Genomic DNA, 17,017 nt, shown 5'->3' on the forward strand with positions numbered 1-17,017 from the left:
GCGATACTGCCGTATCGAGGGCCGATCGATTCCGATAGGGTCTCGGCAGCCGGGAGGGGTGGGCATCCCTTCGGTCATACGGCGGATTTGGCGGCGCTTGCTCGCGGCCATCAGCATCGGGGGTCATGATGAAGCAGGTTTTCCTGGCGTTCACGGTGGTGCTTGCGGTTCTTGCCGGCATGGCAGCGCCCGCCAAGGCTGAGCCGACCGTTACCTATGCGCTCGAAAACGGGCTGCAGGTGGTGCTGGTGCCCGACCATCGCGTGCCGAAGGTGGTGATGAACCTGCGCTACCGCGTCGGGTCGATGAATGAACCCGCGGGACGCTCGGGCTTTGCGCATCTGTTCGAACATCTGATGTTTTCCGGCACGCCGGCCTGGCCGAACGTGTTCGGTGCGCATGCCGCGCTCGGCAACGAGATCAATGCCTGGACCACCGAAGACGGCACGGTCTATTACGTCGACGGGCTGTCGTCGTCACTGCCGATGATCTTGTCGCTTGAGGCAGACCGCATGGCCAATCTCGGCCGCTCGGTGACTCAGGCCAAGCTCGATCTGCAGCGCTCGGTGGTCAAGAACGAGATGCGCCAGAACGTGCTCGACAAGGCCGGCGCATCCGGCTGGGAAGCTTTCTGGTCCGGCCTGTTCCCGAAGCCGCATCCCTATAGCCGCATGGTCATCGGCTCGGTCGCCGATCTCGATGCGGCGACGCTCGACGATGTCAGGGGTTTCTTCAACAGCTACTATCTGCCCAACAATGCGGTGCTGGTGCTGGTCGGCGACTTGGAGATCGACGACACCAAGGCGCTGATTGCCGACACGTTCGGCCGCGTGGCGCGCGGCGCCGATGTGGCGCGGCCCGCCGTGCCGGCACCGACGCAGGCCCGGCTCAAGCTGGTGCTCGAGGATCGTGTGCCAAGCCCCATCGTCGTGGTCGGCTTCAGTGGCCCGGTGGCGCAGTCGCCCGACAATGGTGCGCTCAGCATTGCCGCCGAACTGCTCGGCAACGGCGAATATGGGTTTTTGCGCAACCGGCTGGTTTCGCAGTTGGGCATTGCCACCTATGCCAGCGCGAGCTGGACCGGCGGTCTGCTCGGTGGCCGCTTTACCTTCGAGGCGGGTGCCGCCGAAGGTGTGGCGCCGGAAGCGCTGGAAAGCGCGATGAAAACGGCGTTTGCGGATTTCCTGAAGACCCCGCTCGATCCGGTCGATGTCGAGCGTGCGCGCACCGGCATCTTGCAGGCAGCGCGGCTCGGCAGCGAAGCACTGAAGGATCGCGCCGGCGTCGTCTCCTACAATGCCGACGTGCTCGGTGATGCGCAGAGCGCGCTGGTCGACGACCCGCGGGTGAAGGACGCCAGCGTGGCGGGCGTCGAGGCAACGATGAAGCGGCTGTTGAAACCGGAAGACGCCAGCATACTGGTGCTGAAGCCCGGCCCGCGCGGCGGCTATCCCGATGCACTGATCGGGTCGTCCGGCACACCGCAGCCGTTCACCGCGCCGGAGCGAGCGGCGATCGACATTCCGAAGCATGCGGCCGGGCAAGCGCCTTCGGCAACACTGCCCGCCATGGAAACGGCGACGCTCTCGAATGGCATCAAACTCGTCCACTACACAATGCCGGAAGCGCCGATGGTGTATGTCGCGGCCAGTGCCGCCGGCGGCTGGAACAGCGTGCCGGAAGGCAAGGAGGGATTGCTGGAGCTTGCAGCAAGCATGGCGACACGCGGGGCCGCCGATCGCGGCTCGGCTGATTTCGCCAAGGCGGCCAGCGACATCGGCGCCGGCGTCGGCCACCAGGCCGGAACGCTGACCACGATGATGACGCTTGGCGTGCCGCCGGAAAAGCTCGACCAGGGTATTGGCCTGCTCGCCGACGCGGTGCTGAAGCCTCGTTTCGACAAGACCGAATGGACGGTGCTGATGGCGCAGACGGTCGACTGGCTAAACGGCCGCGAGGCGGATCTGCCCGGCGTTGCCGGCCGCATGGCAAAGGCGACGCTGATCCCGCAGGTGCCGGGCAAGGCAGCGGTGGACTGGTCGGCAAAGGCGCTGGCCTCGATCTCGCTCGACGAGGCGAGGGAGGCATTCAAGGCGGAGTTCACGCCGAAGGCGGTGACCTTCTACAGCGTCGGCCCGATGCCGGTCGCGACCGTCGCCGCCAGCCTTGAAAAAGCATTCGGCGCGTGGACAAGCGACACCGCCGGCTATGCCGTCGAGCCGTCGCCGGCGGCGCATTTCAACGGGGGACAGAAAGTGCTGCTGGTGCCCGAACCCGGCGCCAGCCAGTCGGCGCTGTTCGTGGCGCGGCCGGCGCCCGGCACCGACGAGAGCGAGCGCGCTGAATCGACCGCGGTCTCCAACCTGCTTGGCGCCGATTTCTCCAGCCGGCTGAATTCGGTGATCCGCGAGGAGAAGGGCTACTCCTATGGCGTGTCGAGCTATCTGATGAGCCCGATGAAGGCCGGCTCGGGATTGGTCGTGGCAACCACCGTCGAGCGCGCCAACACCGGGCCGGCGATTACCGAAATCCTGAAAGGATTTGCCGGCCTGACCACCTTGCCAGTGGCGCAGGACGAGGTCGACCGCACGGTGACTGTCTATTGCCGGGCGCTGGCTGGATCGGCCGAGACGTCAGCTGGTCTGTTCTCCTCGCTGATTGGCGCGGTCGGCAGCGGATCGACGCTGGAGGACCAGCAAACCCGCATGGCGGCGCGCACAAAGCTGACGCTCGATGCGGTTCAGAAACAGGCGCTGGCCCTGGCGTCGCTCGATCCGTCGCTGATCGTGGTGGCGGGCGACCCTGATGTGGTGATGCCGCAGCTTGCCGCGATCGGCCTCAAGGACGTCGAGATCGTCAAGCGTGACGAGGCGGAGGAGCAGACCGCTATGCGGGCGCTTGATCTTCTGGGCAATAAGAGGCAAGCGCCACTGTCCGCTTCACCGTGGCGGGTTGGCGATGGCGGCACGACACGGGCGGTGCACTCCTGCGCCGGCGACAGGGATTGCGGCGCGCAGATCCACGCCGATTGATGGGTTAAACGCGCGGCCGCCGGCCGCGTTGTAATTTTGGGGTAACTTTGTTTCGGGGGAAACGATGAGCGATTCATTTCGGGAAGTCACATCCGTCTCGTGGTTCGGGCGGATCAAGCGCGCGGTCGGCGGGGTCATCTTCGGCCTTATCCTGATCGTGCTGATGGTGATCGGGCTGTTCTGGAACGAAGGCCGCGCCGTGCAGACGGCGCGCTCGCTGGCCGAAGGTTCTGGAGCGGTGGTTTCGGTCGGCGCCGACAGCGTCGATACCGCCAATGACGGCAAGCTGGTTCATGTCAGCGGACTGGTGACGGCGGACAGCGGCCTGGCGGATCCGGATTTCGGCATTGCGGCGCAAGGGCTGCGGCTGTCGCGGAGCGTCGAGATGTATCAGTGGAAGGAAGAGTCCAAGTCAGAGACGACGAAGAAGCTCGGCGGTGGCGAAGAGACGGTGACCACCTATAGCTATTCCAAGGTGTGGGACGACAGCCAGATCGACTCGTCGGACTTCAAGAAGCCGGACGGCCACCAGAATCCGCCGATGGAAATCCACGGCCGGACCTTCCAGATTCCTGAGGGCAAGCTTGTCGCCTTCGATCTCGATACGCCAGTGCTGGACCGTATCGAGGGTGACAAGGACTATTCGCTCTCAGCCGACCAGTCGGCGGCGATAAAGGCTGCCTATACCGGAACGAAACCGCTCAGCATCGTCGATGGCAAGATTTTTCTCGGCAATGACAACACGACGCCCGCTTTGGGTGACTATCGAATCGGCTACGAGCTGGCGCCGCTGGGCGTGATCAGTATCATCGCGCGCCAGGCCGGCAGCCGCTTCGAGCCCTACCAGACGCAAGCCGGCGATGCGCTGCTGATGGTCGATACCGGCAACGTCCCGGCCGAAAAGATGTTCGCCGACGCGGTCAGCGCCAACACGCTGATCACCTGGCTGCTGCGCGGCGCCGGCTTGCTGTTGCTGACCATAGGCTTTACGCTGTTCCTCAGCCCGATCGGGGTGATCCTCGACGTCATACCCTTCCTCGGCAGCATGGCGCGGATGGGCACCGGCATCATCGCCTTCGTCCTGGCGATCCTGGTCGGCACGGTGACGATTGCGATTGCCTGGTTCTGGTACCGACCGTTGCTGGCGCTCGCCATCCTGGCGGCAGGCGTGATTGCGGCGGTGATTGTCTACCGTATCGGTCGGTCGCGAAGGCCAGCCGTTCCGGTGGTTGCGCCCAACCCGGCGGCGGCCGCCTAGATAGAGGTCGGGGCGGCCGGAGCCGCCCCATATCTCTTTGGCGCAATTCCGGCCGGAAAACCGCTTCACACTTGTCCTGGAATTGCTTTCCTATTTGTCCTCGAAGCCGGTGAGCACGCCGACGGCGTTGATGCCGATCTCCTCGACGGCGTAGCCGCCTTCCATCACGAACAGCGTCGGCAGGCCGAGCTTGGCGATGCGATGGCCGATCTTCGGATAGTCCGGGCTTTTCAGCTTGAACCGGCTGATCGGGTCCTTCTCGAAGGTGTCGACGCCGAGCGACACGATGACGATATCGGGGGCGTAGGCGGCGAGCTTGGCGCAAGCGTCCTCGAGCGAGGCGTTCCAGGCGTCCCAATTGGTGCCGAAGGGCATGGGATAATTGACGTTGAAACCTTCGCCGGCGCTGGCGCCGCGTTCATCGGCATGGCCGAGGAAGAACGGATACTCCACCATGGGATCGCCATGCAGGTTGAGAACCTGCACGTCGGCGCGTTCATAGAAGATCTCCTGCGTGCCATTGCCGTGGTGATAGTCGACGTCGAGGATCGAGACGCGTTTTGCGCCCTGATCGAGGAACCATTGCGCGGCGACCGCGGCATTGTTGATGTAGCAGTAGCCGCCCATGAACCCGGCACCGGCGTGATGGCCGGGCGGGCGGCAAAGCGCGAAGGCCGACCGCTCGCCACCCTTGACCAAGGCGGCCGCCGTCAGCGCCACGTCATAGGACGATTTGATCGCGGTCCATGTGCCTTCGACGAAGGTGGCGCCGGCGTCGAAGGAATAGTAGCCGAGCAAGGCGTCCACGCGCTTGGGTGGCACGTCGCCGCGCAGGCCGCGCGTCGGCCAGGTGAAGGGCATCGCCGTGCCCTCGAAGCCGGCGGCCTTCCACGCCGGCCAGACGGTCGGCAGGAAGTCGATATAGTCGGCCTTGTGAATGCGCTTGGCGGCTGTGAGATCGTGCTCGACCGGTCCGATGATCGGCCCCAGCTTCTCGCTCTCGACCCGCGCCTTGATGAACTCGGCCCGCGATGGCTTCTCGAAACCCGGCACGATGGCTGATGTCACCAGTTCCATCTGGCCGGCATGGCCGGCATGAAGCGGCGAATAGACAGTCTTCATGAATTTCCTCTCGAAATAGCGAAATCACTCAAGGTTGAGATAGGGGGTGACCAGAGCGAGCCACATTCTTTCCACATCGTCCTCGATGAGGTCGTATGTCTTGCGGTCTCTTTTCAGCCCCACAAGCCGGCAGGCGTGCCCGACATCCATCATCAGCACGCCGAGCCGGCTGGCGATCTTGTCCTCAAGGGCCGGGTTCACATGCTGCAGCCACGCGGCGTAAAGCGCGATGATCTGCTCGTCATATTCGTCTTGGATCGGCCTGAGGTCGGCATTGCCGGATATCGCCTCGATCACCGGCATTAGGGTGGCGTTTTCGAGATATATTCTGGAGGTATCGATGAAGAGCTTACGCACCTCCTGCCGAAACTCGTCGCGGTTGGTGGGTGGGGTGACCTCGATGCGCCTGGCGATCACCTCGGGAAAGGACGACAGCCAGCGCCGGGCGAGGTCGAGGAGAATGGCTTCCTTGTTGGGAAAGTACTGGTAGACCGAACCGACCGACAGGCCCGCGCGCCGGGCAATGGCGAGCGTCGTCGGCGTCTTGGTTCCCTGCTCCCGCGTCAGGATCAAAGCCGCGTCGAGTATCCGGTCGACCACCTTGCTCGACCGTTCCTGCCGCGGCTGCTTGCGCGGTTCGAGCGCCATCCTGGTTTCGCGGCTGAGACTGCGCTTCACGGATTGATGCCTTCGTTCCCTGCCGGTTTCAACACAGGTCCCGGTCTCAACATTGGCGTGGTGTGTTGTCCACAATACATTCGAAATTCGGCACGTTGACAAACGCGAATAATTAGTCGCATTCTTTTATCCACGCTGTTTTGAGAGATCACAAGGGGAATTTCGAAACAGCGCACTGGCATCAGTTTTCGTCCGATAACGCCGCTCCTGCGGAGTGGCAGCTTGTCGGACAAGAGGGTTGTCGGTCTCAGCCAGTCGTCAAAAGCGCGGAGTCGCGATGTCTGTCACGGGTGCGGGTCAAACTGCTGATCTGATCGTCATCAATGGTCGCGTGCGGACCATGGACGATGACAATCCCGCCGCCGAGGCGATTGCCGTCAAGGACGGCGCCATCATCGCCATCGGCAACCACGCCGCCATCGAAAAACTCAAGGGAACGACCACAGACGTGATCGACGCCAAGGGCGGTTCGGTCCTGCCCGGTTTCATCGAAGCCCACATGCATCTGTTCTCGGGAGGGGCTGAGCTCGCGCATCTTCAACTCGGCGGTATCCATGGCTTCGAGGCGCTTCAAAGCGCCATCCGCGACTACGCCACGACGTGGCCCGAGGCGAAGATGCTTGTGGGACAGGGCGTCGACTACACCGTGCTCGGCGACGAGCGGGTGACACGCCATCATCTCGACGCCATCCTGCCCGACCGCCCCTTCTGCATGGCGGCACCCGACCACCATACGATGTGGGCCAACACCAAGGCGTTGGAGATGGCCGGCATCCTGAAGGGACGCACGCTCGGTCCGGGCAACGAGATCGTGATGGGTGACGACGGCCTGGCCGCGGGCGAATTGCGCGAGGGCGAGGCCTTCGGTCCGGTGCTCGACCTTGCCGGCGAAAGCCGGGTGCGGTTGGGGCTGTCGACCGGCGGCGAGCCGGACCCAATGCCGTCGGCCGCCGAGCGGGCCGCTGACCGTGACATCATGCGGCGCGGACTTGCCTGGTGCGCGCGCCACGGCATCACCTCGATCCAGAACATGGACGGCAATCTCTACCAACTCGAATTGCTTTCCGAGATCGAGGCCGAGGAAGGCCTGCCCTGCCGCGTCAAGATCCCGTTCCACTACAAGAATTTCATGACGCTCGACATGCTCGAGAAGGCGTCCGTCATGGCCGAGCGCTACGACAGCGAGTGGCTGTCATCGGGCATGGTCAAGGTGTTCTATGACGGCGTGCTCGATTCCTGGACCGCGGTTATGGTCGAACCCTATGCGGATCGTCCCGACTGGGTCGGCGAGCCGCTGTTCACGCCGCAGCAATTTATCGATCTCGCCGTGGCTATCGACAAACGCGGGCTGCAGATCGCCGTGCACTCGATCGGTGACGGCGCCGTGCGCGCAGTGCTCGACGGTTACGAGGCGGCGCAGAAGGTCAATGGCAAGCGCGACAGCCGGCACAGGGTTGAGCACATCGAGGTCACCACAGCAGCCGACGTGCCGCGTTTTGCCGAACTCGGCGTCATCGCCTCGATGCAGCCGTCGCATCCGCCCGGCGCCATGGATTTTCCGCTGGAGCCGACGGTGTCACGCATCGGGCCGGCCCGCTGGCCGCTGAGCTATGCCTGGCGCACCCTGAAAAGCGCCGGCGCCCATGTCGTGTTCGCCTCGGACTGGCCGGTGGCAGCGATCGACCCGATCCTGAGCATTCAGGCGGCAGTGCAGCGCAAACCATGGGCAGAAGGCGATCCTGACCAGAGTTTCTCGCTGCAGGAAGCGATTGCCGCCTACACGGTCGAGGGCGCCTATGCCGAGTTCGCCGAGCATCGCAAAGGCGTTCTGAAACCCCGCTATATGGCGGATCTGGTGGTTTTGTCGGCCGATATCGAGAAGACGGCGCCGGCCGATCTACACAAGCTGCGGCCGGTGACGACGGTCTGCGGTGGCAAGGTCACCTACCAGGCCTGACAATGGCATGCGGCTTGCACAGCTTGCCGCTTGCAGACGAAATGACCGACTGAACTGTGATTCAATGCCGGACTTGCCAACCTACCGGCCGTGTGGTCACATCGAACAGGGGAAAAACTCCGCCAGCAAGAGCGGGGTCAACAGTGAGGCGTATCGTGCCGGAAAAACCGGATCGGAATGCAATTGAAGTCGTAAACGTCAGTAAAATTTTCGGATCGGGTGAGGGGCAGGTTGCTGCCCTCGATACGGTCTCGGTATCCATCCGCGAGAATGAGTTCTTCACCCTGCTGGGACCATCCGGCTGCGGCAAGACCACGTTGCTGCGGCTGATTGCCGGCTTCGACTTCCCAACCGCCGGCGAAATCCTCCTCTACGGTCAGGACATCGCGCCGTTGCCGCCCTTCAAGCGGCCGGTCAACACCGTCTTCCAATCCTACGCGCTGTTCCCGCATATGACGGTCGCCGACAATATCGGCTTTGGCCTGGAAATGCTGGGCAAGCCGAAGGCCGAGATCAAGGCGCGCGTCGCCGAGATGCTGAAACTGGTGAAGATGGAGGCGCTGGCGGGCCGCCGCACCAGCCAGATCTCCGGCGGCCAGCAGCAGCGCGTGGCGCTCGCCCGGGCGCTGGCGCCGCAGCCCAAGGTGCTCCTGCTCGACGAACCGCTCTCGGCCCTGGACTACAAGCTGCGCAAGGAAATGCAGATCGAATTGAAGCGGCTGCAGCACGAGACGGGCATCACCTTCATCTTCGTCACCCACGACCAGGAGGAAGCGCTGACCATGTCGGATCGCATCGCGGTGATGTCGTCGGGCAAGATCCTGCAGGTCGGCTCGCCGCGCGACATCTACGACCGGCCGGCCGAGCGTTTCGTCGCCGACTTCATCGGCGAGTCGAACTTCCTCAAGGCGGATGTGGTTAGCGCGACTGGTGGCCGGGCGACGGTGAAGCTGCCGTCTGGTGTGGAAATCCCAGCCTCGCTGCCGGAAGGCTTCAGCCCCAGCGGCAAGGTCACCATCGTCGTGCGTCCAGAGCATGCGCAGTTGGGCACGGCCAGCCCGAGCGCTTCGCTGTCCGGCACCGTCGAAAACATCGTCTATCTCGGCACCGACACGCACTTCCATCTGCGCCTTGCCGGTGGCGAGCCGTTCATCGTGCGGCGTCAGAACAGCCGCGGCGCCGGTGACGGCTTCGTGCAGGGCGGCCAGATCGGCATCATGATCGGCAACGACGCCGCGCAAGTGCTGAAGGACTGATCATGGCGACCGCGGAACAAGTCGCCAAGGCAGCGCAGCGACGCGATGTGCGCGACCGGTGGCTGCTGTCAGCGCCAGCCTTGCTGGTGATCTTCCTCGCCGCGACCGGCCCCTTGCTGATCGTGCTGATCTACTCGTTCCTGACGCCTGGCCCCTATGGCGATGTGAAGTGGCAGTTCTCGCCCGATGCCTGGCTGTCGGTGTTCATGGAACGCGACATTTTCGACGATACGCTTTCGCTTGCGGCAGCGCACGTCACCATATTCTGGCGCTCGATCAAGTTGGCGGTGATAACGACGATCGCAACTTTGGCATTAGGGTTTCCAACCGCCTATTTCATGGCGACGCGCAGCGAGAAGACCAGGGATCTCTGGCTGTTCCTGATCACCATTCCGTTCTGGACCAACCTGCTGATCCGCACCTTCGCCGTGCTGCAGATCATCCGCAACGAAGGCATCATCAACACCATCCTTATGAAGCTTGGTATCGTCTCAGCGCCGGTGCAGATTCTCTTCACCGACACGGCGATTCTGATCGGCATGGCCTATGTCTATCTGCCGCTGATGGTGCTGCCGATCTATGCCAGCATGGAGAAGCTTGATTTTCGCCTCGTCGAGGCGGGCTACGACCTCTACGCGACCCGTTTCAATGTATTGCGGAAGATCATTTTCCCGCTGGTCAAACCCGGCGTCATTGCCGGCTCCATCCTGGTCTTCATTCCAGCCCTTGGCGCCTATGTGACGCCGAGCGTGCTTGGCGGCGGCAAGAATATGATGCTGTCCAACCTGATCGAATTGCAGTTCGGCCAAGGCCGCAACTGGCCGCTCGGCTCGGCGCTGTCGATCACGGTGATGATCATCGTCATGGTTGCCTTGCTTGCCTATGTGCGCAATGCCGGCAAGTCGGGGGCGCGGCATGGCTAAGAACTTTTCCATCAAGCACCAGACCGGCTTCACGGTGATCGCTGCGACCTGTTTTATCGTGCTCTATCTGCCGATCATCGTGCTGGTCGCCTATGCCTTCAACGCGGCGAACTCGACGTCGGAATGGGGCGGCTTTTCGATGCGCTGGTTTCAGTCGGCTTGGCAGAACGTGCAAGTTATCGACGCGACGCTACGCTCGTTCCGGATCGGCGCCGTCGCTGCGGTGCTGTCGACAATCTTTGCCACCATGGCCGCGCTCGCCACCACGCGCACCGCATCCTATCCGGGCCTCACCTTCAAATATGCGGCGATCAACCAGCCGCTGATGGTGCCCGAGATCGTCACCGGCGTGGCGCTGCTGATCTTCTTCTCGCGCATCAAGATCTTCACCGGCTATTCCGGCATTGGCTATCTGATCGCCGCGCACACGGCTTTCTGCATCCCGTTCGCCTATCTGCCGATCCGGGCGCGGCTGGAAAACATGGACCTGACGCTGGAGCGCGCGGCCGCCGATCTGTACGCGACGCCTTGGAAGACCTTCCGCCGCATCACGCTGCCGCTTTTGTGGCCCGGCATACTGGCCGGACTGATGCTGGCCTTCGTCATCTCGCTCGATGACGTCGTCATCACCGAGTTTGTCAAATCGGGCGGCCAGGATACGCTGCCCACCTACATGCTCGGCCAGATCCGCCGCGGCATCACGCCTGAGATCAACGCGATATCGACCGCCTTCCTGCTGCTTTCGGTCGCGATCGTCACGTTGTTTTTCTTCGTCAGCAGGAAAAGAGACTGAACCGACAAATGGGAGCTAAAACCATGAACTGGAAAACAACGACAGCCGCCATGGGGTTGGCGCTGCTCGCAACGACGAGCCTGGCCAGCGCCGATGGCGAGCTGAACATCTACAATTGGGGCAACTATACCAGCCCCGACGTGATCAAAAAGTTCGAAGCCAAATACAACGTCAAGGTGACCATTACCGATTACGATTCCAACGATACGGCGCTCGCCAAGGTACGCCAGGGCGGCACCGGCTTCGACATAGCCGTTCCGTCGCAAACCTACGTGCCGATCTGGATCAAGGAGGGCCTCGTGCAGGAGACCGATCCGGGCAAGATGGAGAACTTCAAGAACGTGGCGCCGGAATGGGCCAATCCAGACTTCGACCCCGGCCGCAAATATTCCGTGCCGTGGGCGCTGGGCACCGTCGGCGTCGTCGTCAACACCGATGCCTACAAGGGACCAGCCGACAGCTGGGGCATCATCTTCAACACGCCGGACGAGCTGAAGGGCAAGACCAATGTCGTTCCGGAGATGAATGACGTTATCTTCGCGGCGATCAAATATGTCGGCGGCCAGCAGTGCACCGACGACAAGACGGTGCTGAAGAAGGTGCGCGACACGCTTGTCGCGGCCAAGCCGAACTGGATCGCCATGGAATACAATACCATCGAAAAGATGGGCGCCGGCGACTTCAAGGCGACCAGCGACTGGAACGGCTCGGCGCTACGCCAGCGGTTGGCCAATCCGGCCATCCATTACAATTATCCGAAGGAAGGCTACGGCCTGTGGAGCGATAACGTCGTCGTTCTCAAGGAAGCCAAGAACGTCGAGAACGCCAAGCTGTTCCAGAACTTCATCATGGATCCGGAAAACGCGGCCGGCCTCTCGGCCTTCCATCGCTACGCAAACGCCATTACCGGCTCGGACAAGTACATGCCGGCCGACATGAAGGATGCGCCGGAAGTCGTCATTCCGGAGACTGCGAAGGCACAAGGCGAATTCCAGAAGATGTGCGCGCCTGAGATCCAGGACATCTACACCAAGATTTGGACCGAACTGCAGAAATAACCGCAGTCTGACAGACCCGGCGGCATCCGCCGCCGGGTCTTTTCTTTTCCGGAATGGCTTTCATGGACTCCTATCGCAACAGCGATCCGCGGCCGTCGATCATGCGGGGCTCGCCGCCTCAAATGGTGCTGCCGAAGCTCGACTGGGACCGGCCGCCATGGAATCGCTGGGCCTTCCAACACATCCGCGAATTCCTGCCGACCATCGAGGTCTGGCGCGGTAATGGCCATCGCCATCGTCTTGAGCGCGCAGAGACCGATCTCGACGCGCTGCCGGTGGAAGACAGCAAGGGCCGTCCGACGACGCTCGTTGGCCTGCTCGACGAGACCTACACGGACGGCTTCCTGGTGCTCAAAGACGGCAAGGTCGCCTATGAGCGCTATTTCAACGGCATGGCCGAGCGCACGCTGCATCTGTCGCAGTCGATGGCGAAGTCGGTAACAGGCACCGTGTTCGGTATTCTGGTTGGGCGCGGCTTGATCGACCCGGCCAAACCGGTGACCGCCTATCTGCAGGAGCTCGGCGCGACCGGCTGGGACGGCGCCAGCGTGCAGCATGTGCTTGACATGACGACGGGTGTTCGCTTTTCCGAGGAATACACCGATCGCTATTCCGATATCGGCCAGGTCGATGTCGCCACCGGCTGGAAGCCGGTGCCGCCGGACAGCGATCCGGATTTCCAATGGCCGCCGCATCTGTTCGAGTTGATCCTGCAGCTGAAGGACAAGGTGCGGCCGCATGGCGCCGCGTTCGAGTACCGCTCGATCGAGACCGACGTGCTTGCCTTCATCATGGAGCGGGTCACCGGTAAACGGCTGGCGCAGCTGGTGTCCGAGGAGCTGTGGCAAAAGCTCGGCGCCGACGAGAGCGCCTGCTTCACGGTTGACAGCGCCGGCTATGCGCTGGCCGATGGCGGCTTCAACGCGACGCTGCGAGACTACGCCCGCTTCGGCCAGTTGATCCTCGACAATGGCCGCGGCATCGTGCCGGCCGACTGGATCGAGGCGACGCGCAACGGCAGGCATGCGCCGGATTTCAATCCGAGCCTGCCGGAGGGCAGCTACCGCAACCAGTTCTGGATCGAAAACCCGCGCTCACGCGCACTGATGTGCCGGGGCGTGTTCGGGCAGATGATCCATATCGACTGGGACACCGGCATGGTCGTGGTCAAGCTTTCAAGCTATCCGGATTTCAGCAATGTCGCCTATTCGGTGGCAACGCTGAAGGCGGTGCACGCCATCGCCAAGGCGCTTGGTTGACCCACAACAAATCATCCCTCCGAGGAAACGTTCATGACTGGCAAGACTGCGTTCGAGATCCGCTACGGCTTTGCCCGCAATGAGGTGCTGCTCTCCAACTGGCGCGAAAACCCGTTCAACCGCTGGTCATTCCAGAACCTTGGCGAACTGGTGCCGACCGCTCCCGTGGCGGCGACGCCGGGAAGCGTCGAAGCGCCGGTGCGGGACCTGAGCGGCCTGCTCGGCGAAAAGGTTTCGATCGCCAGCGCCCCGGAAACGGTGGCCGAATTCCTCACACGTTCGAGCAGCGACGCGCTGACGGTGATGAAGGCTGGCAAGGTCATCGGCGACTGGTTCGCGCCCAATATGGATTTCGGCGCCCGTCACATCATCTTTTCGATCAGCAAATCGGTCACCGCGATCATCGCCGGAATACTGGAAGGCGAGGGCGTGTTCGACCCGGAAGCGCCGGTGACCCAGTACATTCCGGAAGCCGCCGGTTCGGCCTATGCCGATGCAAGCTGCCGGCATGTGCTCGATATGAGCGTCAGCCTCGACTTCGAGGAGGCCTATCTCGATCCCGAAAGCGCCTTTGCCCGTTACCGTCGCGCTACGCTGTGGAATCCGGGCGGCGGCACTGAAAGCTTGCGCGAATTCATTCTGACCTTGCAGCGGCTCGAAGAACCGCACGGCAAAACCTTCCGCTACCGTTCGCCCAATTCCGATCTGCTCGGCCTGCTGCTCGAACGAGCTTCCGGCCTGCGCTTCCCGGACTTGATGCGCGAGAAACTGTGGCTACCCCTGGGTGCTGTCAGCGAGGCTTCGATCGGCGTCGACATGGAAGGTACGGCGCGCACCGCCGGCGGCATTTCGGTGACGCCGCGCGACCTGGCGCGTATCGGCGAGATGATGCGGCAGGGCGGCACGGCCAATGGCCGGCGCATCGTGCCGGAAGGCTGGGTGCGCGATACGACCGTTGCCGGCGGCAGCGCGGAGGCCTGGCAGCGCGGCACGATGGTGCATCTGTTCCCGAAGGGCCGCTATCGCAACAAATGGTACCAGACGGGTGCGGCAAACGGTGCTTTCTGCGGCATCGGCATCCACGGCCAATGGCTCTACGTCGATCCGAAGATGGAAGTGGTGATTGCAAAAATGGGGTCGCAGCCGGTGCCTGAAGATTATCCGCTCGAACGCGAGATCGTTGCCTTTTTCGAGGCGCTGAGCGGGATGGTCTGAGGACGAGCCAAAGCAAGGCGCTTTCCTGTGGACCTCTTTGACGCTTGAGAACACTGCGGTTGGCGTGACGGACATCAGCGCCTATGGTCGCCGCTCTTTGCGACAGGGACCAGCATGGCAGCAGACAGCAAACGCATCGCATCCATCATCGCGGCAGAGATCGGGGCGCGGCCGGAGCAGGCATCAGCAGCTATAGGGCTGCTCGATGAGGGCGCGACGGTGCCGTTCGTGGCGCGCTACCGCAAGGAGGTCACCGGCGGGCTCGACGACACCCAATTGCGCGACCTTGCCGAGCGATTGGCCTATCTGCGCGAACTCGATGCGCGCCGCGATACCATTCTCGGTTCGATCCGCGAGCAGGGCAAGCTGACCGAAGAACTTGAGGCCAAAATTGTGGCTGCCGCCACCAAGGCTGAACTGGAAGACATCTACCTGCCCTACAAGCCCAAGCGGCGCACCAAGGCCGAGATCGCCCGGGAGCGCGGGCTGGGGCCATTGGCGGAGGCTATTTTGGCCAACCGGTCGTTGGTGCCCGCCGAGGCGGCGCTGGCTTATGTGACCGAGGATGTGACCGACGCCAAGGCCGCACTGGAAGGCGCACGCGACATCCTGTCGGAACAGTTCGCGGAAAATGCCGATCTGGTCGGCAAGCTTCGCACCTACATGAAGGAGCGCGCTTTCATGCGTGCCCGTGTCGTCGACGGTAAGCAGGAGGCCGGGGCGAAATTCTCCGACTATTTCGAGCATGTCGAGCGCTGGGCCAATGTTCCGAGCCACCGTGCGCTGGCCATGCTGCGCGGCCGCAACGAAGAGGTGTTGTCGCTCGACATCGAGGTCGATGCCGACGATGCCTCGCCGGTGAAGCCGGTCGAGCGGATGATCGCCAATGCCTACGCCATCGGCGGCAGCCTGCCGGGCGACCGCTGGCTGATGGAAGTGGCCGGCTGGACCTGGCGGATCAAGCTTTCGCTGCACCTGACGCTCGATTTGATGCGCGACCTGCGCGAGCGGGCGGAGGAAGAGGCGATCCATGTCTTTGCACGCAACCTCAAGGATTTGCTGCTGGCAGCGCCCGCCGGATCGCGTCCGACCATGGGGCTCGATCCCGGCATCCGCACCGGCGTCAAGGTCGCGGTGGTAGATGGCACCGGCAAGGTGCTGGCGACGACGACGGTCTTTCCATTTCCGCCGCGGAACGATGTGCGCGGCACACAGGCGGAACTCGCCAAGCTCATCCGCCTGCACAAGGTCGAGCTGATCTCGATTGGCAACGGCACCGGCAGCCGCGAGACTGAAAAGCTGGTCGCCGACATGCTGTCCGACATGCCTTCGGATGGTGGGCCAAAGCCGCTCAAGGTGATCGTCAGCGAAGCCGGCGCCTCGGTCTATTCGGCCTCCGCGACAGCGGCGGCTGAGTTTCCCGGGCTCGACGTGTCGCTGCGCGGTGCGGTGTCGATCGCCAGGCGCCTGCAGGACCCGCTCGCCGAACTGGTCAAGATCGAGCCGAAATCGATCGGCGTTGGCCAGTACCAGCATGATGTCGACCAGTACCGGCTTGGCCGCTCGCTGGAGGCGGTGGTGGAGGACGCGGTGAATGCTGTCGGCGTCGATCTCAACACCGCCTCGGCGCCGCTTTTGGCCCGCGTGTCAGGCCTAGGCGCGTCGCTTGCCGATGCCATTGTCGCGCATCGCGATGCGACCGGGCCGTTCGCCAGCCGCAAGGAACTGCTCAAGGTAGCGCGGCTCGGCCCGCGCGCGTTCGAACAGTCCGCAGGCTTCCTCCGCATTGCCAATGGCAGCGAGCCGCTCGACGCCTCGTCGGTCCATCCGGAAGCCTATGGCGTGGCCAAGAAGATCGTCGCTGCCTGCGGCCGCGATGTGCGCTCGCTGATGGGCGACAGCGCAGCGCTCAAGGCGCTCGATCCGCGAGTCTTCGTCGACGAACGCTTCGGCCTGCCGACGGTGCGCGACATCATTGCCGAACTGGAAAAGCCCGGCCGCGATCCGCGCCCCGGCTTCAAGACCGCGACCTTTGCCGATGGCATCGACGATATCAAGGATCTGAAGCCCGGCATGCTTCTCGAAGGCACCGTCACCAATGTCGCGGCCTTCGGCGCCTTCGTCGATATAGGCGTGCATCAGGACGGGCTGGTGCACGTCTCGCAACTCGCCGACCGCTTCATCAAGGACGCGCATGAGGTGGTGAAGGCCGGCGACGTGGTGAAGGTGCGGGTCGTCGATGTCGACATCAAGCGCAAGCGCATCGCGCTCTCCATGCGCAAGGATGGCGGCGAGGGCGGTGCACCGAAAGGGCCGCGCGACAATGGCGGCGGCAAGCCGGCGCAACCTTCGCCGATGCCGCAGCGTCGACCGGCACAGCAAGGCGCGTTTGGCGCAGCACTGGCCGATGCCTTGAAGCGGAAGTAGCCTCGAATGGTTCCTTGCAATCGCTAGAGCGTTATCTAC

The 17,017-nt window shown here is 63.1% G+C and carries 12 protein-coding genes; 10 read left to right on the plus strand and 2 right to left on the minus strand.

All coding sequences use genetic code 11. The annotated features are described in order from the left end of the window. The first annotated feature begins 125 nt into the window (after window positions 1–125). Window positions 126–3,032 (plus strand): M16 family metallopeptidase, encoded by a 2,907-nt coding sequence (locus tag NKI37_RS03920; RefSeq protein ID WP_352789576.1) that lies wholly within the window; start codon window positions 126–128, stop codon window positions 3,030–3,032. Between the two features lie 64 nt (window positions 3,033–3,096). Beyond that, window positions 3,097–4,290 (plus strand): TMEM43 family protein, encoded by a 1,194-nt coding sequence (locus NKI37_RS03925; protein ID WP_352789574.1) that lies wholly within the window; start codon window positions 3,097–3,099, stop codon window positions 4,288–4,290. Between the two features lie 90 nt (window positions 4,291–4,380). Here the strand turns inward: NKI37_RS03925 and NKI37_RS03930 are convergent, their stop codons facing one another. After that, a complete protein-coding gene (locus NKI37_RS03930; RefSeq protein WP_352789571.1) occupies window positions 4,381–5,412 on the minus strand; it encodes a histone deacetylase family protein in 1,032 nt (343 codons plus the stop codon). Between the two features lie 24 nt (window positions 5,413–5,436). Beyond that, window positions 5,437–6,090, minus strand: coding sequence for a TetR/AcrR family transcriptional regulator (locus NKI37_RS03935; protein ID WP_023804754.1), 654 nt, complete (start codon window positions 6,088–6,090; stop codon window positions 5,437–5,439). A gap of 277 nt (window positions 6,091–6,367) precedes the next feature. On the opposite strand from NKI37_RS03935, the gene NKI37_RS03940 reads away from it, so the two are divergent. From NKI37_RS03940 to NKI37_RS03975, 8 genes are all read left to right on the plus strand, one after another. Next, window positions 6,368–8,047, plus strand: a complete 1,680-nt coding sequence (locus NKI37_RS03940; RefSeq protein ID WP_352789568.1) for an amidohydrolase — start codon at window positions 6,368–6,370, stop codon at window positions 8,045–8,047. 155 nt (window positions 8,048–8,202) lie between these two features. Further along, window positions 8,203–9,303, plus strand: coding sequence for an ABC transporter ATP-binding protein (locus NKI37_RS03945; protein WP_023691713.1), 1,101 nt, complete (start codon window positions 8,203–8,205; stop codon window positions 9,301–9,303). Window positions 9,304–9,305: 2 nt separating this feature from the next. After that, window positions 9,306–10,226 (plus strand): ABC transporter permease, encoded by a 921-nt coding sequence (locus NKI37_RS03950; protein WP_023686326.1) that lies wholly within the window; start codon window positions 9,306–9,308, stop codon window positions 10,224–10,226. Next, window positions 10,219–11,019: an ABC transporter permease gene (locus NKI37_RS03955; protein WP_023686325.1), complete on the plus strand. Its 801-nt coding sequence runs from the start codon at window positions 10,219–10,221 to the stop codon at window positions 11,017–11,019. Before NKI37_RS03950 ends, NKI37_RS03955 begins: the two co-directional genes overlap by 8 nt. Before the next feature lie 23 nt (window positions 11,020–11,042). Further along, entirely contained in the window at window positions 11,043–12,077 is a 1,035-nt protein-coding gene (locus tag NKI37_RS03960) for an ABC transporter substrate-binding protein (protein ID WP_352510423.1), read from the plus strand. A 62-nt stretch (window positions 12,078–12,139) separates the two neighbouring features. Beyond that, a complete protein-coding gene (locus NKI37_RS03965; protein ID WP_352536584.1) occupies window positions 12,140–13,336 on the plus strand; it encodes a serine hydrolase domain-containing protein in 1,197 nt (398 codons plus the stop codon). A 33-nt stretch (window positions 13,337–13,369) separates the two neighbouring features. Beyond that, window positions 13,370–14,551 carry a serine hydrolase domain-containing protein gene (locus tag NKI37_RS03970; protein WP_352536585.1) on the plus strand — a complete coding sequence of 394 codons (1,182 nt, stop codon included), beginning with the start codon at window positions 13,370–13,372 and terminating at the stop codon, window positions 14,549–14,551. A 114-nt stretch (window positions 14,552–14,665) separates the two neighbouring features. Continuing rightward, window positions 14,666–16,978 (plus strand): Tex family protein, encoded by a 2,313-nt coding sequence (locus NKI37_RS03975; protein ID WP_352789560.1) that lies wholly within the window; start codon window positions 14,666–14,668, stop codon window positions 16,976–16,978. The last annotated feature ends 39 nt before the right edge of the window (window positions 16,979–17,017 follow it).

Origin of the sequence: Mesorhizobium sp. M0626 (assembly GCF_040320665.1) — a bacterium.
Taxonomy (GTDB): domain Bacteria; phylum Pseudomonadota; class Alphaproteobacteria; order Rhizobiales; family Rhizobiaceae; genus Mesorhizobium.